This window comes from uncultured Pseudomonas sp. (assembly GCF_943846705.1).
In the GTDB taxonomy this organism is placed as follows: domain Bacteria; phylum Pseudomonadota; class Gammaproteobacteria; order Pseudomonadales; family Pseudomonadaceae; genus Aquipseudomonas.
Map to the genome: position 1 here is coordinate 3898647 of NZ_OX044366.1, position 18070 is coordinate 3916716.

General features: G+C 61.0%; 18 protein-coding genes. 6 read left to right on the top strand and 12 right to left on the bottom strand.

The genetic code is table 11. The annotated features are described in order from the left end of the window. Positions 1-101: 101 nt before the first annotated feature. The gene (locus tag Q0V31_RS18100) at positions 102-2246 is read right to left on the bottom strand and encodes a 3-hydroxyacyl-CoA dehydrogenase NAD-binding domain-containing protein (RefSeq protein WP_298190112.1); all 2145 of its coding nucleotides are present in this window, start codon (positions 2244-2246) and stop codon (positions 102-104) included. A 103-nt stretch (positions 2247-2349) separates the two neighbouring features. Beyond that, positions 2350-3555, bottom strand: coding sequence for an acetyl-CoA C-acetyltransferase (locus Q0V31_RS18105; protein WP_298190114.1), 1206 nt, complete (start codon positions 3553-3555; stop codon positions 2350-2352). A gap of 673 nt (positions 3556-4228) precedes the next feature. Here Q0V31_RS18105 and Q0V31_RS18110 point away from each other — a divergent pair. Continuing rightward, positions 4229-4588, top strand: coding sequence for a rhodanese-like domain-containing protein (locus tag Q0V31_RS18110; RefSeq protein ID WP_298190116.1), 360 nt, complete (start codon positions 4229-4231; stop codon positions 4586-4588). A gap of 185 nt (positions 4589-4773) precedes the next feature. Here the strand turns inward: Q0V31_RS18110 and Q0V31_RS18115 are convergent, their stop codons facing one another. From Q0V31_RS18115 to Q0V31_RS18135, 5 genes are all read right to left on the bottom strand, one after another. Next, entirely contained in the window at positions 4774-5481 is a 708-nt protein-coding gene (locus Q0V31_RS18115) for a type 1 glutamine amidotransferase (RefSeq protein WP_298190118.1), read from the bottom strand. Positions 5482-5594: 113 nt separating this feature from the next. Next, complete coding sequence (locus Q0V31_RS18120; RefSeq protein WP_298190120.1) at positions 5595-5930, bottom strand: ribonuclease E inhibitor RraB; 336 nt, start codon at positions 5928-5930, stop codon at positions 5595-5597. 339 nt (positions 5931-6269) lie between these two features. Then, complete coding sequence (locus Q0V31_RS18125; protein WP_298190122.1) at positions 6270-7031, bottom strand: SDR family oxidoreductase; 762 nt, start codon at positions 7029-7031, stop codon at positions 6270-6272. Next, positions 7031-7960 carry an alpha/beta hydrolase gene (locus Q0V31_RS18130; RefSeq protein WP_298190123.1) on the bottom strand — a complete coding sequence of 310 codons (930 nt, stop codon included), beginning with the start codon at positions 7958-7960 and terminating at the stop codon, positions 7031-7033. Before Q0V31_RS18130 ends, Q0V31_RS18125 begins: the two co-directional genes overlap by 1 nt. Beyond that, entirely contained in the window at positions 7944-9419 is a 1476-nt protein-coding gene (locus Q0V31_RS18135; protein ID WP_298190124.1) for an NAD(P)/FAD-dependent oxidoreductase, read from the bottom strand. Before Q0V31_RS18135 ends, Q0V31_RS18130 begins: the two co-directional genes overlap by 17 nt. Before the next feature lie 119 nt (positions 9420-9538). Between Q0V31_RS18135 and Q0V31_RS18140 the strand changes: the two genes are divergently transcribed. From Q0V31_RS18140 to Q0V31_RS18150, 3 genes are read left to right on the top strand one after another with little or no spacing between them, the layout of a single operon-like run. Then, a complete protein-coding gene (locus Q0V31_RS18140) occupies positions 9539-10570 on the top strand; it encodes an AraC family transcriptional regulator (protein WP_298190126.1) in 1032 nt (343 codons plus the stop codon). Positions 10571-10620: 50 nt separating this feature from the next. Then, the gene (locus Q0V31_RS18145; protein WP_298190128.1) at positions 10621-11508 is read left to right on the top strand and encodes a DNA-3-methyladenine glycosylase; all 888 of its coding nucleotides are present in this window, start codon (positions 10621-10623) and stop codon (positions 11506-11508) included. A gap of 4 nt (positions 11509-11512) precedes the next feature. Continuing rightward, a complete protein-coding gene (locus Q0V31_RS18150; protein ID WP_298190130.1) occupies positions 11513-12010 on the top strand; it encodes a methylated-DNA--[protein]-cysteine S-methyltransferase in 498 nt (165 codons plus the stop codon). Positions 12011-12032: 22 nt separating this feature from the next. On the opposite strand, the gene Q0V31_RS18155 is transcribed toward Q0V31_RS18150, so the two are convergent. From Q0V31_RS18155 to aroC, 4 genes are all read right to left on the bottom strand, one after another. Then, the gene (locus Q0V31_RS18155; protein WP_298190132.1) at positions 12033-12224 is read right to left on the bottom strand and encodes a PLDc N-terminal domain-containing protein; all 192 of its coding nucleotides are present in this window, start codon (positions 12222-12224) and stop codon (positions 12033-12035) included. 75 nt (positions 12225-12299) lie between these two features. Next, positions 12300-12848, bottom strand: coding sequence for an acireductone dioxygenase (locus Q0V31_RS18160; protein WP_298190135.1), 549 nt, complete (start codon positions 12846-12848; stop codon positions 12300-12302). Positions 12849-12911: 63 nt separating this feature from the next. Then, complete coding sequence (locus tag Q0V31_RS18165) at positions 12912-14063, bottom strand: MFS transporter (RefSeq protein ID WP_298190138.1); 1152 nt, start codon at positions 14061-14063, stop codon at positions 12912-12914. 88 nt (positions 14064-14151) lie between these two features. Continuing rightward, complete coding sequence (gene aroC, locus Q0V31_RS18170; RefSeq protein ID WP_298190140.1) at positions 14152-15243, bottom strand: chorismate synthase; 1092 nt, start codon at positions 15241-15243, stop codon at positions 14152-14154. A gap of 160 nt (positions 15244-15403) precedes the next feature. On the opposite strand from aroC, the gene Q0V31_RS18175 reads away from it, so the two are divergent. Both Q0V31_RS18175 and Q0V31_RS18180 read left to right on the top strand, forming a co-directional pair. Beyond that, on the top strand, positions 15404-16387 hold the full coding sequence (locus Q0V31_RS18175) for an alpha/beta fold hydrolase (protein WP_298190142.1): 984 nt from the start codon (positions 15404-15406) through the stop codon (positions 16385-16387). Between the two features lie 69 nt (positions 16388-16456). Then, the gene (locus tag Q0V31_RS18180; protein WP_298190145.1) at positions 16457-17248 is read left to right on the top strand and encodes a hypothetical protein; all 792 of its coding nucleotides are present in this window, start codon (positions 16457-16459) and stop codon (positions 17246-17248) included. A gap of 47 nt (positions 17249-17295) precedes the next feature. On the opposite strand, the gene Q0V31_RS18185 is transcribed toward Q0V31_RS18180, so the two are convergent. Further along, a complete protein-coding gene (locus Q0V31_RS18185) occupies positions 17296-17865 on the bottom strand; it encodes a GNAT family protein (protein ID WP_298190147.1) in 570 nt (189 codons plus the stop codon). Between the last annotated feature and the right edge of the window lie 205 nt (positions 17866-18070).

Sequence of the window (18070 nt, forward strand, 5' to 3'; positions counted from 1 at the left end):
GGGGATTTTTTGCGCCTTAGCGGTAAATGTTTAAACCTCCATGGCGCATGCAATACGTTCACCCATGGCTGCCCACGAGCCGTTTGCAGTGCCAGCCAGGGTTAGAAGGTTGCGCCCTTCGCGGCTTTCTCCAGCAACAACGCCGGTGGCAGGAAGCGTTCGCCATACTGCTCGGCCAGGTACTGGGCGCGGGCGACGAAGTCCTTAACCCCGTACTGGTTGATAAACTGCAGTGCACCGCCGGTCCAGGCGGCAAAGCCGATGCCGAAGATCGAGCCGATATTGGCGTCGGCCACCGACTTCAGCACGCCTTCTTCCACGCAACGCACGGTCTCGATGGCCTGAATAAACAGGATGCGGTCGCGCACATCGACCTGCGAAATTTGCGCATCGGTCTTCTCGAAACGCCTCTTCAGCTCTGGCCACAGGTGCTTCTTGCCACCCGCCGGATAATCGTAGAAGCCCGCACCAGCGGCCTTGCCCGGACGCTTGTACTCGTTAAGCATCAGGTCGATTACCGCAAAAGCCGGGTGCGCAGGGATCTGCTTGCCTTCGGCAGCCAGGTCTTTGATGGTTTGCTGGCGAATGTGGTTCATCAGACTCATCGACACTTCGTCGCTGATCGCCAGCGGGCCGACCGGCATACCGGCCTTGCGCGCTTCGTTCTCGATCATCGCCGCCGATACGCCTTCGCCCAGCATGGCCAGACCTTCGTTGGTGAAGGTGCCGAACACCCGCGAGGTGAAGAAGCCGCGGCTGTCGTTGACCACAATCGGGGTCTTTTTGATCTGCATGACGTAGTCAAAGCCGCGCGCCAGGGTTTCATCGCTGGTCTGCTCACCTTTGATGATTTCCACCAGCGGCATCTTGTCCACCGGGCTGAAGAAATGCAGGCCGATGAACTTGTCCTGCTTCTGCACGGCGGCGGCCAGACCGGTGATCGGCAGCGTCGACGTGTTCGAGGCGATCACCGCATAGCTCAGCGCCGCACGCTCCGCTGCGGCGGTGACGTTGGCTTTGAGGTCGCGATCCTCGAACACGGCTTCGATGATCAGGTCGCAACCTTGAAAGTCAGCATCGCTGATGGTCGGTTTGATCCGCGCCAAGATGCTATCGCGTTTCTCGGCGCTCATCTGGCCACGGCCGACTTTCTTCTCCAGCAGCTTGGCCGAGTAATCTTTGCCCTTCTCGGCGCTCTCGATGCTGATGTCCTTGAGCACCACGTCGATACCCGCCACAGCCGACACGTAAGCAATACCGGCGCCCATCATGCCGGCACCGAGCACGCCGACCTTCTTGGTCACGTAGGGTTCGAAACCCTGCGGGCGCGAACCACCCGCATTGATTTCATTGAGCTGGAACCAGAAGGTGCCAATCATGTTCTTCGCCACTTGGCCGGTGGTCAGCTCGGTGAAGTAACGCGCCTCGATGATCTGCGCGGTGTCGAAGTCGACCTGAGCACCTTCAACGGCAGCGCACATGATCTTCTCCGGCGCTGGGAAGCAGCCTTTGGTTTTGTCACGCAGTACGCTCGGGGCGATGGCCAGCATCTGCGCCACATTAGGACTCGATGGCGTACCGCCGGGAATCTTGTAACCCTTGACGTCCCACGGTTGCACGGCGCTCGGGTTAGCCATAATCCAGGCACGCGCCTTGGCCAGAAGGTCATCCTTATCTGATGCCAGAGCATGAATCAGGCCAGCCTTCAGCGCCGCACCCGGGCGCACTTTCTTGCCTTCGGCCAGGTACGGCAGGGCTTTTTCCAGACCGAGCAGGCGCACCATACGCACCACGCCACCGCCACCCGGCAGCAGACCCAGGGTCACTTCCGGCAGGCCCAGCTGCACGCTGGAGCTGTCCAGGGCGATGCGGTGATGGCAGGCCAGGGCGATTTCCCAGCCACCGCCAAGGGCCGCGCCATTAATGGCGGCTACTACCGGCTTGCCCAGGGTTTCCAGGCGGCGCAGTTGCCCTTTGATGTTGAGGATCATGTTGTAGAAGCTTTGCGCGTCGGCCTTGGTGACCTTAATCAGTTCACCCAGATCGCCGCCGGCGAAGAAGGTCTTCTTCGCGGAAGTGACAATCACCCCGGCAATAGCGTCTTTCTCGGCTTCCAAACGGGCAACGGTCGCGCCCATGGCCTCGCGATACACCGCGTTCATGGTGTTGGCGCTCTGGCCAGGCATGTCAATGGTCAGCACGACGATATTGTCCTGGCCTTTTTCGTAACGGATGGCGTCAGTCATATTCTTGCTCTCATCCCAAAGTGGGGGACGTAGGAAAGGTTGAGCCCCGCGATACCCATCAATCGGGGCGATGGGTATCGCTTCGCTCCACCCACCCTACGGTTCAGATTCGTTCGATAATCGTGGCAATACCCATACCACCGCCCACACACAAGGTGGCCAGGCCGTAGCGCAGCTGGCGTGCCTCCAACTCATCGAGCAGGGTGCCGAGGATGGCGCAACCGGTCGCGCCCAGCGGGTGGCCCATGGCGATGGAGCCGCCGTTGACGTTGACCTTGTCTTCGCTGACGCCCATGTCCTTCATGAATTTCATCACCACCGAGGCAAACGCCTCGTTGACTTCGAACAGGTCGATGTCATCGACGTTCAGCCCGGCCTTGGCCAGCGCTTTGCGCGTCGCCGGCCCTGGGCCAGTAAGCATGATGGTCGGGTCGGTGCCAGTGACGGCGGTGGCGACAATCCGCGCACGCGGCTTGAGGCCCAGCTCGCGGCCCTTGGCTTCGGAGCCGATCAGCATCAGCGCCGAGCCGTCAACGATGCCTGAGCTGTTGCCTGGCGTGTGTACGTGGGTGATCTGCTCGACGTGGCTGTAAACCCGCAGCGCGGTGCCGTCGAAGCCCATCTGGCCCATCATCTCGAAGCTTGGCTTGAGCTTGCCCAGCCCTTCGAGGGTGGACTCGCCGCGAATAAATTCGTCGTGATCGAGCAGGACGATGCCGTTCTGGTCCGTCACCGGAATCAGTGATTTGCTGAACGAGCCGTCTTTGCTGGCGCGGGCAGCTTTCTGCTGCGAACGCAGGGCAAAGCTGTCGACGTCAGTGCGACTGAACCCTTCCAGAGTGGCGATAAGGTCGGCGCCGATACCCTGCGGGGTGAAGTGGGTGTGCATGTTGGTGGCCGGGTCCATCACCCAGGCGCCGCCATCCGACCCCATGGGGATGCGCGACATCGACTCGACGCCGCCGACCACCACCAAGTCTTCAAAACCGGAGCGCACCTTCATCGCCCCCAGGTTCACCGCCTCCAAACCCGAAGCGCAAAAACGGTTTAGCTGCACGCCCGACACGCTGACATCCCAATCGGCAACCATGGCCGCCGTCTTGGCAATATCCGCACCTTGATCGCCCACTGGCGTTACGCAGCCCAGCACGATGTCATCGACCTGGCTGGTATCGAGGTTGTTGCGCGTTTGCAGCGCCTTGAGCAGGCCGGCGGCCAGGTCAACAGGCTTGACACTGTGTAGCGCCCCATCCTTCTTACCCTTGCCGCGGGGCGTGCGCACTGCATCGAAAATAAATGCTTCGGTCATGGCGTCCTCAGACCTCCATTGGAGGGTGGCTGGCGGCGTAGGTCGAGCCCACGCCTGTTTTTTGTTTGCGTGGATCTACCATACGCCGCGCCAAGACAGGCTCAATGACCGAAATGCTCAGGGCTATTGACCACTCAGCTCAGACCAACGGTCAATCACTGGGTAAAAGTGCTTAAGCGTGTCTAGCTCAAGGCCCGCACGCCAACAACAAGGTAGGCGTCATAACTGCTTGAAACTAACCAGCGCGCCTTAGTAATCAAGGCGTCTATAGAAAGTCACGGCTCACCACTACAGTTGACTAAAGCCATCTGAATGCTGTGCAGAGCGGCTGCTGTAGGTGTCGTCGCCGGGTTTTGCCGGGACGGTTTGAATGACCCACATGAGGCGAGGCGTCGCGTCCGCATCACGCACAGGGCAGTGAGCCCCGCCGCTAAAAACAACAAGGCCAATCGCCATGCTCAATCCAATAAAAATGCGTCAGGCAGGCATGATCGTTTTTGCCACTACCGTAATCCTGATCCTTCCCAACCTGACCCGCTTGGTCAGCTAATCATCAGCGTTGCTGCCCTGCCCGCCACCGTGGAGTGCGCTGGCAGTGGCAGCACAAGCGCCACCCACACGAGAAGACCAGCGCCTGTGCTAGGGTTGCCGCAATCACCCCAGGGAGCCTGCCATGCGCCGCCTATTTGCCACCCTTAGCTTACTCATCTGCCTGCCGCTTATGGCCGGCGAAGTTGAACTCAACGCCGCCGTCACCGCCCTGCAATCGCCCGACACGCTGCTGATCGATGTCCGCACGGCTGAGGAGTTCGCCGACGGCGCTTTGCCAAACGCCGAGCGTATTGGTTACGAACAGATCGCCAGCCAAATCAGCGCCCTGGCCCCAGACAAAAACACGCCCATCGTTCTTTACTGCCGCAGCGGTCGCCGCTCCAGCATTGCCGAGGAAAGCCTGCGCACCATGGGCTACACCAACCTGATCAACGCCGGTGGCTATGACGAGCTGAAGGTCGCCCTGGAATCACAGGATTGAACACAGGCACGGCCCTGGTAGGAGCGGGCTGCCCGTGATTCGCGATCAAAAAAACATCGCGACCAAGGCCGCTCGTACGCTCTCCGCAGACCCGTAGGTAAATTGCGCAGCGCGACACCCATCAAATTGCCGCGTGAATGGTTAAAGCGTCAGCCACCTACTGCTTCATCAAGCCTCTGCGCGACTCAGAGCCCGGCCAATTGCAGCCAGTGCCGATAGAAGCCCTCAGCCACATGATTGAGCTCAGTGATTTTGCTTGGCAGGTCGTCGAGCATCTGTGCCCGGCTCTGCTGGCTCGGCTGGGTTTCGTCCAACAGGTGGTGCCAGTCACCTAGCCACTGGCGCACCAGGGCTTCGTGCATCTCTGGATGGCCTTGCAAGGCCAGTATCTTGTCACCCCAAGAGAAGGCCTGATTGCTGCACCAAGGGCTGCTCAGCAACGCTTGCGCGCCGGCCGGGATGGCGAAGCTGTCGCCATGCCACTGAAACATCGGAAAGCTCTCGGGCAAATGCGCCAGCCAGGGGCTTGGTGCCGCCTGATCAATACGCCTAAGCGGTTGCCAGCCACTTTCGGTAAAGGGCATGCGGCTGATCTCAGCGCCCAGCGCCTTAGCCAGCAACTGGCCGCCCAGGCAGTGGCCGATCAGCGGAATATCACGGCGAATAAGGTACTGCAGCGCAGCCACTTCCGTCTCGATCCAGGACAACGGATCATTCAGGCTCATTGGCCCGCCCATGATGGCTACAGCCTTGGGGCGGTCGAGGTCGATGCCATTCAGCTCGCCGAGGTCGGCGCGTAGCACCGTAAAGGCATGGCCCGCTTGCGCCAGCACGTTGCCGAGATGGGCCGGCGGGCAGTAATCAATATGGGTAAAAATCAGAATGTCAGTCATGCGCCAAGTCTGAAGCAAAGCGCAGGCTGAGGTCGAGAGCGGGTTGTCTTGGGATGCCAGTAAGCGCGGTTTGCATGACACCGACCAGCTTAACGCTGGCCGGTGTGAGGGTTTCAGGGCTGCCTGACCTCCTGGGTTACGCCCCACCCGTCCAGCTTGCCGCCAAGAGGTATCACGACTGACTCCAGGTCATGCTCAAAGTCGTCGATACCGCCGCAGGTGGCAAACATCACTTTACTGACTTGCAGGTGCCATACACCGTCATCACGCTCGGTTACCAGGGCGTGTAAAGACTCACCACGAAAGTTACGGGTGGCCTGACGGGCTCGCGCCTCATCCGGAAAAAGGGCGTAGAACTCGATGGGATGGAAACTGGCAAAGTCGAAGCCACCTTCCTTCATCCGCCGCAAAACCCCATTACTGAGATCGTCGTGCAAGGCTGTGCTCATGAAGTGATCTCCTCAGGCGATGGATAAATTTACAGGACGCTAAAGAACCAACTCGATGTCGATACTGCAGTGCGAGAACCTGTTAAACGCTTTCCCATTGCTACCGCTTGAGCTTCAGCGATGTCGCGGCACCAGTGGCAGTGCCGCCCGAGAATCAAGCGTTGAAGCCGCTTGATGTGTCATAAGCCAGACCTGAATCCAAGGCTGGCCAACGCAGGCTTGCTCAGAGTGAACAAGTCAGACGCGTTATTTGCAGACTAGCCCTATCGCGCGGCGTTTGCCCAGCGAAACTTGTAAGCGCGTATGCATCACCGGCTTTATCGCCACCTGCGTGAACCTTCACTCGCGCCCCAACCAGGCCATAATGCGCCGCGTCAGCCAGGCAGGGGTTAACTGTCCCGACCAATACAACAACTTAAACTGCAGGCTGATCGGCCGGTGCACCTGGTTACGCTGCGCTTGCAGCCAAACGGCCTGCGCCACTGCATCGGCCTCCAGCTTGACGCCCAAACGGCGCAGTACGGGGGCCTGGAAGCGCTGGTTGTTGAGCATCGGTGTGCTGACAAACGGCGGCATCAGGTCGCCAACACGAATACCGTGCTTGGCCCATTCCAGATCCAGCGCTTCAGTCAGCCCGCGCACGGCGAACTTGGAGGCCGAATAACTGGCCAAATGCGGCACGCCATACAGCCCGGAGGCCGAGCCCATATTGATCACCTGGGCCTGTGGCGTGGCTTTTAGGTAGGCAAACGCTGCATGGGTCATGTTGAGCGTGCCCTGCACATTGATCTGCAGAATGCGCGCATGTTCGCTCAACGCGATTGCCTCAAAGTGACCGCACTGCAGAACACCGGCACTGTTAAACAGCAGGCGCAACTGGCCACCCTGCAGGGCGCAGAAGTCTGCCAGGACGACCTTGACCGCCGCCGCATCGGTCACATCCAGCTGGGCATGCCAGGCATTGCCCAGCTCGGCGGCAAGCGTGGCCAGGGCCTGCGGGTTAATGTCCAGTAAACCCACCTGCCAGCCCTGCCGATGAAACAGCCGCGCCGTTGCTGCGCCAATGCCAGAGGCCGCACCAGTAATCAGGATATTGTTCATCAGCACCCCCGTGCGCGCAAAAAGCTCACCACTTCGGCCAGGGCGAAATCCGCAGCGTTGAGCATGCCGGCGTGCGCTTGAAACACGTGCCACAGGTTCGGGTAGCGCTGCAGTTGCACATCCACACCGGCGGCCTGGGCCTTGTCGGCAAAACGCAGGCTGTCATTGCGCAAAATTTCGTCTTCACCCACCTGAATCAGCAGCGGCGCCAGGCCGTGCAGTTCGGCAAACTGCGGCGATAAGCCGGGATCGTCATGCGCTACGTCGGCCGGGCAATACAACGCCAGCGCCTGCTCGATCCACTTAGGGTGAATCAGCGGGTCACCGGCTGACGGCTCATGCAGCTGGGTGCAGGTGAAGTCGGTAACGGGGGAAAAACACACCAGCGCCGCCGGTTGCTCCTGGCCCAAGTCGCGCAGGCGCAAGCTGGTAATCAGGCTCAGGTTGCCGCCGGCCGAGTCGCCACCGATGACGATTTGCGACGGTGGGTAACCCAGCTCGATCAACCCTTGGAATGCGGCCAGTGCATCATCACGAGCGGCTGGGTATGGGTGCTCTGGCGCCAGGCGGTAATCCAGGGCGCAGACATCCATTTGCCCGCGTTTGGCCAGGTGGGCACAAATGGCCCGGTGGGTATTCGCCCCGCCAATCAGGTAAGCGCCGCCGTGCAGGTACAACAGCACGCTGCCGCGACCACTCGGCGGCTTATGCCACTCGCAGGACCGCCCGCCCAGGGTGCCGGCGCTGCGACTGATACCGCGCGGCGCTGGACTGACGGCGGTGAGCATACGCAGCACCGCGCGCTGGCCGGCAATCGGCATAGGGGGGCGCACCAGGCCGCGGAACATCAGGCGCAAACTGCCGCGCAACACGCCGCGCAACAGCGCCTGATCGGCCGCTGGCGCGGTAAATTCAACGGGTACAGTCATAATCACTCAACTCCGGTGCGCGGGTTTGTTGGCGGTAGGTGAAGGTATAACCCGGCCAATTATTCGTACTTTTGCCGGAAGCCGTCTTGTACCAGCTTGAACAGCCTTGCTCCCAGATCGTGCGGTGCGAGCGGGCCTGAATGCGCTGATTGAAGCGCTGCTGCACCGCGGCCTTGATGTCTAGGTAGCGTACGTCCTGCTCGCGCAGCATCTCGATGCAACCGAGCACGTAACGGAACTGGCTTTCCAGCATGTAGATGATCGAGTTGTGCCCCAGGTTGGTATTGGGGCCATAGAGGATAAATAGATTGGGAAAGCCGCTGACGCTGATGCCTTTGTAGGCTTCGGCGCCGTCGCGCCAAACTTGGTCTAACTCCACCCCATCAAGCCCAGTAATCTGCATCGGTGCGAGAAAGTCCGTGGCGGCGAAGCCGGTGCCGTAGATCAGCACATCGCAGGGATGCTCGCGGCCATCGGCGGTGACGATAGCGTTTTCAGTGACGGCGCTGATGGCCTCACTCACCACCGTGACATTGGCCTGCGCCAAGGCTGGAAAGTAGTCATTGCTGATCAGGATGCGCTTGCAGCCCATGGGGTAGTCCGGTTGCAGCTGGCTGCGCAGTTGCGGGTCGCTAACGTGCTGACGCAAGTGCCGCTCGAAGCTGAAGCGGAACAGCTTCATCAGCCACGGCAGGCTAATAAACGCCAGACCGCGCATCTCGAACTGCAGGTATTTGAGGCCCCGGTCAATCTTCTGCAACCAGGGCAGCCGGCGCATGACTGCCAGCTCACAGGGCTTGTAAGCACGGTCTGGCTTGGCCAATACATAGGCCGGTGAGCGCTGGAATAGCCTGAGTTGAGCAACCTGCGGCTGGATTTTCGGGACAAACTGAATCGCTGAAGCGCCGCTGCCGATCACCGCCACGCGCTTATCGGACAGGTCGACGTCATGCCGCCAGCGCGCCGAGTGAAACGCCTCGCCGGCAAAACGCTCAATACCCGGCAACGCTGGGTAAGCCGGCTGGTTAAGCTGGCCGCAAGCGCTGATCAACACCTGCGTACTGAGTTCCTCACCACTGCTCAGGGTCACTCGCCACAGCGCCGCGTCCGCATCAAACAGCGCTTTTGCCACCTCGGCATTGCAGCGGATGCGCGAGCGCAGCTGGTACTTGGCCACGCAGTGCAGCATGTAGCCGTGGATTTCCGCCTGCGGGGCGAACTTGCGGCTCCAGTCGGGTTTCGGCTCAAAAGAGAACGAATACAGGTGTGACGGTACATCACAGGCCGCTCCGGGGTAGCTGTTGTCACGCCAGGTTCCGCCCACTTCTGCGGCTTTTTCCAGCAGCAAAAAATCCTTGATTCCGGCCTTCTGTAGCTGAATCGCCATGCCCAGGCCGCCGAAGCCGCTGCCGATAATCAGCACGCGTAACGTGGCCTGATGTTGGGAGTTGTTATGCATTGTTAGATCCCCAGTCGCTGTCAGTAGCGCTAGCTGGATGCTACTTGCCAGGCGGCTGATGAGTTATGGCATAGTCGGCCAATGGTTTGTGACTTTCGGACAACCGCCGCGGACAACCTATGCCAACCAACGCCGTGCCCTTACCCAAACGCAGCATCACCAGCGCCCAATTGCTCACTCAACTGGGTCTCGACCATGGCCTGAGTATTGAGCGCTGCCTGCACGACACCGGCCTCAGCCCGCTGCAACTGGCCGAACTGCACAGCGAAATCGAAGGCGCACAGGAACTGCAGCTGATCCGCAACCTGATCGACGCCCTGCCCGAGCAGCACGACCTGGGCTTGCAAGCCGGCCTGCGCTATCAGCTGACCACCTACGGCATCTGGGGTTACGCCCTGCTCAGCAGCCAGACCTTCCGCCAAGCTGCCGAATTGGGCCTGCGTTACCTGGACCTGACCTTTGCCTTTAACCGCATCACCTTGAGTGAGGACGCCAGCCACGCCCACCTGCAGCTGGATGGCAGCCATTTACCGGATACGCTGCACGACTTTCTCCTGCTGCGTGACGCCGTGGCAGTGATGGTGATTCAGCGTGAGTTAACGGGCACTAAGATGCCCCTGAGCAGCGTGCAGTTAAGTGTGCCTGCGCCCACTAATCCGGCGCGTTTTATCCAACAGTTCGGCTTGTTGCCGGAGTTCGCCTGCACGCAGAACCGCATCAGTTTCCCCCGCCACCTGCTCGACCTGCCCCTGCCGCGCGCCAATCCACACAGCGTTCAGCTCTGCGAACTGCAGTGCCAAGCCTTATTGGCCAAACGCCAAGTGCGCAGTGGCTTGGCTGGGCACATTCGTGACCGTTTGCTAAGCACGCCAGGGCGGCTGGCGGATATGCAAGTGATAGCCGGCGAGCTGAACATCAGCAGCCGTACCCTGCGCCGGCGTCTGCAGGAGCAAGGCAGCAGTTTTCGCCAACTGCAGGAAGAAGTGCGCCAGGCGCTGGCCGAGGAACTGCTGGCGATTGCCAGCCTGAGCCAGGAGGAGATTGCCGAGCGCTTGGGCTACAGCGAGGTGTCGAACTTCCTGCATGCCTTCAAACGCTGGAAAGGCCAGACCCCAGGGCAATACCGGCAGGCCCTTACCGCGACTGTTTGAAAGTCAGTTGCGCGCTGACAGCCCGGCGGCGCTGCGGTTATTGTGCAGGCATGGCCAACTTGAAACCCGCCCCCATACTCCTGACCTACCAAGCCCCTTGGGATTGGCAGCAATTTCATGCCCACTTCGCCCTACGCGCACTCGCCGGCGTCGAGTGTTTACGCCCCGACAGCTACGCCCGCAGCGTGCAACTCGATGGCCAGAACGGCTGGCTGTGCGTGCAGCCGCTGAGTGCTCAGCACGCACTGCAACTGCACTACAGCGCCTCACTGCAACCCAGCCTGCCGACACTGGCCGCGCGGGTGCGCAAGATGTTCGACCTGGATTGCCAGCCGCAGCAGATCAGCGCGCACTTTGCCGGTGACCCGCTGCTCGGTCCACTACGCGCCCGCAATCCGGGGCTGCGCCTGCCGACCGCCTTTGATCCGTTCGAGCAGGCAGTGCGGGCTATCGTCGGCCAACAGGTCACCGTCAAGGCGGCGGTGACCATTACTGGTCGCCTGGTCACGCGCTTGGGTGAGCCGTTGCAGTTTGCCGATGCGCCGGAGATTCAGCGCCTGTTTCCCAGCCCAAGCGCCATCGCCGAAGCCAATCTGGATGGCATCGGCATGCCCGGCAAGCGTGTGCAGACCTTGCAGCATTTCGCCGCGCAGGTGGCCAGCGGTGCTTTACGTCTGGAGCTGCAGGCAGGCTACGCAGCCTTTATCGAACAACTCTGCGCCCTGCCCGGCATCGGCCCCTGGACCGCCGAATATATTGCGCTGCGCGCTTTTGGCGAAGCTGACGCCTTTCCTGCCAGCGACCTGGGCCTGCTCAAAGCGCCGGTGTGGGGCTCCGAAGGCATCGACGCCAAACAACTCAGGGCGCGGGCCGAAGCCTGGCGACCCTGGCGCGCCTATGCCGCAGCGCACTTGTGGCACAACTACGCCGAGGACTGAAGCGATGCGCTACTGCTACCACGACAGCCCTATTGGCCGCCTGCTACTGGCCGCGGATGAAAGCGGCTTGCAGCAACTGCTGATGGACATTGACAGCAAACCCTGGCGAATCGGTGAGCACTGGCGCAGCGCTACAGATGAGCTGGATGAGGCGTGCAAACAACTGGATGAGTATTTTGCCGGCAGTCGGCAGCGTTTCGAGTTGCGCTTAGCACCGCAAGGCACGGTGTTTCAGCAAGCGGTATGGCAAGCGCTGCAGCGTATTCCGTACGGCCAAACCAGCAGCTACAGCGCCTTGGCTGCAGCGATTGAGCGACCCAAGGCGGTACGCGCGGTGGGCGCGGCCAATGGTGCCAACCCGATTGCCATCATCATCCCCTGCCACCGGGTGATCGGCCGCGATGGCAGCCTTACCGGTTATGCCGGCGGCCTGCCGCGCAAAGCACTGCTGCTGGAACTGGAGGGGGTGCCGCTAGCGGCACAAACGCTGCTGAGCTTTTAACCCAGCAGCCTGGGTTAGGGCGCTAGAACTTAATCGTGCCGCGCGGGCCCATCAGCGCCCAGATGATCAAGCCGAGCACCGGCAGCAAGACGATCAGTAAGATCCACAGCACCTTGATGCCGGATTCGGCGCTGCTTTTGATCACGCTGAGAATCGCCCAGATATTCAGCGCCAGGATGACCAAACCCAGTAAACCGTTAAACATTGAACCCATACGATGTCGCTCCTTTGCGATGGTTTCGCTCAGTTAGGATAGACGCTCAGGCGCAGAGTTCAGCGAAAGGGTCAATCAACAGTCATCCAAGCCGGCAAAGGCCGCAGCGAAATCACCGGCAACGCTCACCAGGGCCGGCACCTGGGGACTGTCGAACACCCGCAGCACGGCAAAACGTGGATGCTCGCCTGCATCGAACCAATGCGCAGTGCCGGCGGGCAATAGCACGAGGTCATTCTTCTCGCACAACAGGCTGTAAACGTACTCACCGATATGCAGCGCCAGCACACCACGGCCGGCCAAGTAGTAGTGCAGGTGTGCTGACGGGCAAAGCTGTTCCTGGCGCAGGGCACGGGCCAACTCACTGCCTTCACCGCGCTCATCACACAGGCTCAGGACCTCAGCAGCGGCATAGCCATGCGTGCTCATCAGCTGATCGATCTGCACGCGACTGGCCGCGATCACTTCAGCACTGGCAGTACCGGCAATCACCGGCTGCTGCACGGCTACCTGGCTGAACTGCACCCCAACGGCTGCCAGGGTACTGGCAATGTCTTCGACATGGCTCAGCAGCTTGTTGGGATGCTCAGGCGAGGACTGGTGGTAGACGGTTAGGCAGCTCATGGTCAGGGCTCTCGTACGATCAGAAATGGCTCAATTCAAGCCTTAAAATTCAACAAATAAGGGCTACGGCCGCTCATCGCGCATATAGCGTGCGGTTATTACTGCCGCGGCCAGTGCAATCAAACTGGCAATGGCAAAGGTCCAGGCCGCACCGAGGCTGTGCCAACTGTAACCGGAGTACAGGGCACCCAACGCCCCGCCCACGCCGGCCAGCGCGGCATATAACGCCTGGCCCTGGCCTTGCTGTCGGTCGGCAAAGCTGCGCTGGACAAAATGCATGGCCGCCGCATGGAAGGCACCAAAGGTGGCTGCATGCATCAGTTGGGCAAACAGCAGCACCGGCAGATGCCCGGCCAGGTTGCCCAGCAGCAACCAGCGCAGCGCGGTGATCAGAAAACTCGCCAGCAGCACCGTACGCAGGGAATAGCGCGCCAGCAACCGGGCCATGAGCATAAACAGCACAATTTCGGCCAATACACCCAGCGCCCACAATTGGCCGATCACCCCGCGGGCATAACCCAGGGCCTCCAGATGCAAGCTAAGAAAGGTGTAATACGGGCCATTGCTCAGCTGCATCAAGCCAACGCTGAGGTAGAAGGCAAGAATTCCCGGACGGCGTAATTGCTGAAGAAAACCGCCTTGCTCCTGAGTATTGGGGCGCATCTGCGGCTGCGCATTGGGCACCCACCAGCTGCTCAAGACGATGCCGGCCATGATCAGAATCAGCGCCCATGGGTAGGCATCCAGGCTGAGCAGCTCGAACAACTTACCCAAGCCCACCACCGCGACGATAAAGCCGATGCTGCCCCACAGGCGAATCTGGCTGTAACGCGCGGCCTGCTCCTTGAGGTGGGCAAAGGTGATGACCTCAAACTGCGGCAGCACCGCATGCCAGAAGAACGCATGCAACGCCATGATCAGCGCCAGCCAGGCGTAACTCTGGCTGATAAAAATGCCGGCAAAACACAGCAGCGTGCACAGCGCGCCGAAGCGCACGATGGCCAGCCGCCGGCCGCTGTAATCCCCCAGCCAACCCCAGATATTCGGCGCGATGCAGCGCATCAGCATAGGAATGGCGATCAACTCGCCAATCCGCGCCGCAGAAAACCCCAGGTGGTCGAAATACAGCGCGAGAAACGGCGCGGTGGCGCCGAGCAGCGAGAAGTAGAAGAAGTAGAAACCGGACAGCCGCCAGTAAGGCAATGTGCCGTTCATGGTTTGACCGTAGCCTGGGTTGAGCACAGCGATACCCAGGGAGTGCAGTGTTGGGTATCGCTGCGCTCAACCCAACCGACCCCGGCTGTCACAGCTGTGGCAGCACCGGCGTGCTGACCTGTACATCGGCATTCTGCCCGCGATGGCGCAGCAGGTGGTCCATCAACACAATGGCCATCATTGCCTCGGCGATTGGCGTGGCGCGAATGCCCACACACGGGTCATGACGGCCCTTGGTGATGATGTCCAGCGGGTTGCCGTCGACATCAATCGAGCGCCCCGGGGTGGTGATGCTCGACGTTGGTTTGAGCGCCAGGTGGGCGACAATCGGCTGGCCACTGGAAAGGCCGCCAAGGATGCCGCCGGCGTTATTCGAGAGGAAACCCTCTGGGGTCAGCTCGTCGCGGTGCTCGGTGCCGCGCTGAGCTACAGAGGCGAAACCGGCACCGATTTCCACGCCTTTGACCGCGTTGATGCTCATCAGCGCATGGGCCAGGTCGGCGTCCAGGCGATCGAAAATCGGCTCACCGAGGCCTGGCAGCACGCCTTCGGCGACCACGGTGATCTTCGCGCCAACCGAGTCCTGATCGCGACGCAGCTGGTCCATATAGGCTTCCAGTTCGGGGACTTTGTCGGGGTCAGGGCTGAAGAAGGCATTCTGCTCAACGCTGTCCCAGCTCTTAAACGGGATTTCAATCGGCCCCAGCTGGCTCATATAGCCGCGGATGACGATGCCCTGAGTGGCCAGGTACTTCTTGGCGATGGCCCCGGCGGCGACGCGCATGGCGGTCTCGCGCGCCGAGCTGCGACCACCACCACGGTAATCACGGATGCCGTACTTGTGGTGGTAGGTGTAATCGGCATGTGCCGGACGGAAAGAATCCTTGATCGCCGAGTAGTCCTTGGACTTCTGGTCGGTATTGCGGATCAGCAGGCCAATCGCACAGCCCGTGGTCTTGCCCTCAAACACCCCGGCGAGGATCTCCACTTCGTCATCTTCCTGACGCTGAGTGGTGTGCCGGCTGGTGCCAGGCTTGCGCCGATCGAGGTCGCGCTGCAAGTCTTGCAGGCTAATTTCCAGCCCCGGCGGGCAGCCATCGACAATGGCGACCAACGCCGGGCCATGGCTTTCGCCAGCGGTGGTGACAGTGAACAGCTTGCCGTAGGTATTGCCGGACATGTGCAAAACGCTCCGCGAAAATCAGCACAGGGCCGCGCTAAACCGCGCAAAGCCCCACTTAAGTAAGGCGGCGAGTATACCCGTGGCGTTCGTACAGTTCATCCTCGAACCTTCGGCGCGTATAACCGTCCAACGGTTCCCCCTCTGGCAGTTGTTATCCATGTTGCGAGCGCTTCTATTGACCCTTTGCCTACTCCCCGCTCTGGCTCAAGCCACGGTCCAGAGCGCTGCGCACAACAGCGTGCAGCAAGCGATGCGCCTGCAAACGGGCCAAGGCTCCCTCTACGGCACCTTGCTTAAGCCCAGTGTTACGACGCCGATGGCGGTGGCCTTGCTGATTGCTGGCTCCGGCCCGACTGACCGCGATGGCAATAATCCCGAAGGTGGCCAGAGCGACAGCCTCAAGCGCCTGGCGCAAAGTTTGGCCAAACAGGGCATCGCCAGCCTGCGCTACGACAAACGCGGGGTCGCCGCCAGCCGCGCCGCCACGCCGGATGAGCGCGAACTCAGTGTCGAGCGCTATGTCAGCGATGCCGTAGCCTGGGCGCAGCTGCTCAAGACCGACCCGACGTTTGACCGGCTGATTCTGATCGGCCACAGCGAAGGCGCACTGATTGCCAGCCTGGTCGCCGAACAAGCCCAGGCCGATGCCCTGGTATCAATAGCCGGTAGCTCACGACCGATTGACCAACTGCTGCGCGAGCAACTGGCCGCACGCCTGCCGCCGCCACTGCTGGCGCAAAGTAACCTGCTGCTCGACCGCCTTTTGGCTGGGCAACTCAGCCCGCAGGTACCTAAACAATTGCAGGTGCTGTTTCGCCCCAGCGTGCAGCCTTATCTGATTTCTCTGCTGCAACAGCATCCTGGCCAGGCTTTCGCGCGCCTGCAGATCCCTGCGCTGATCGTACAAGGCAGCCACGATATTCAGGTCAGCGTCGCCGACGCCAAAGCGCTGCAAGCCGCCAAAGCGGATGCCGAGCTGCTGATCATCCCAGGCATGAACCATATGCTGCGCATCAGCGCGCTGGATTTACCGGCGCAACTGGCCAGCTATGACAACCCTCGCTTGCCATTGGCCCACGGTCTAAGCGAGCAGATCGCGCGCTTTATCCAGCGCAGCGGCAAAAGGCCGACCTCCAGTTAGCCGAGTAACGGCCGATAAGCGCTTTGACAGGCGCCAACTGTTTCGGCGTCGCGCACAGGACCGCTGTTTATGACCACCAGCCCCGCGCCGCAAACTGCCACCGACGCTGCACCGCAAGAAGTCGTCGAGCCCGCTCACCCCTGGGCCGAGCTGGCGCCCGAGCACTTTCATTTATTGCGCCTGGCGCCCTTGCCCATCGACCGCCATACCGGCGCGCGGCCGCTGCGTTTTATCCAGCTGGGCCGTGTCGAACGCCAGAGCAAGCAGCACAGCCTGCTGCGCCTGACCCTGCAGCTACCCGGCCAACGGCAGCGCAAGGAACAAAACACCCTCGAAATCTGGGCTGAGCATGAGCACCGCAGGGTCCGATTTGGCCCGGAGCAAGGCCTGCAAGTCGAACCGGAGAACCGTGGCCTTGGGCGCTTTCTTCTGGCCCAGGGGATTGTCTGGGCACGCCAGCACTTTGCCCATTACCACGTGGAAACTAACTCGCTGCCTAGCCAGAGCGGCTTGAGCGAGGTCGCGCGCGCCCGCCGTGACCACTGCCTGCAGGCTCAGGGTTTTGTGGTCGAGTACCTCGACCCGTTAAACCTCAACGCGCAGTGCGGCGCAGCACGGGTCAGCGCGCTGCATGGCGATTGGCATACGGAAAAAGTGCAGATCATCGAATTGCTGGACGCCGCCAGCATGCTCCAGCAGGCCGATCAGAATCTGCACGAGCAGGACGTCAAGCTACGCAAGTCGGCCGAGCGCATTGAGGTGTTGAAACGCGAAGACGGCAGCTTACGTTTCACCATCACCTGCCTGGTGGCCTTCTGCTTGTTTCAGGCCTGCCTGCTGATCTGGATGGCCACGCGCTAGCAGGTATCAAAAGCAACGTAGACGGTGCCACCGCCCCGAAACACTGCTCAGCGGCTAAGGCGTGCTTCCAATTGCAGCTTGATCGCCGGCCAATCATGGTCGGTGATGCTGTACAGCACGCTGTCGTCCAAACGTCCATCGGCCAGGCGGCGGTGATTGCGCAGCACGCCTTCACGCCGCGCCCCGAGTTTTTCGATGGCGCGTTGCGAGCGCAGGTTGCTGGCAGCGGTTTTCAGCTGCACGCGAACCATGCCCCAGCTCTCGAAGGCATGTTTGAGCATCAGGTATTTGATCAGGGTGTTGAGCCCCGTGCCATGCTGACTGCGATCCAGCCAGGTCCAGCCGATCTCTGTGGCCGGCAAGCTGCTGACAAAATCGGCAAAGCGGGTGGTGCCGACCAGCTGTTCGCCGAGGCGAATGACAAAGGGCAAGGCCCGCCCTTCGCGCTGCGCCAGCAGGCCCTCGCGGTACCAGTCGAGGCGCTGGGTGCCATTCATATGCAGCAGTTCGGCGCGATTGGCTTCAGCCAGGCTCACCAACGCCGGGATATCGCCATCGACCATGGGCTCGATGCGCACCCCACCCCGTTGCAGCGTTATCAGTTGCGGCTTGAACATAGGGCCCTTCCTCGCACAGCGTCGCTGCACAACACGCTAACAGCGCCCACTGGCACACACAATCGGCAACAGTAATAACCTCCTCCACGCGTGCGACCTTGGTCGTGCCTGACGCGCCGCTACTTTGCTGCGAGACTACTGCCCATAATCTGCCCTGAGTCCTGAAGCGCTAGGCTCTGCACCACTGCCACGCTGCTGTTAAGGC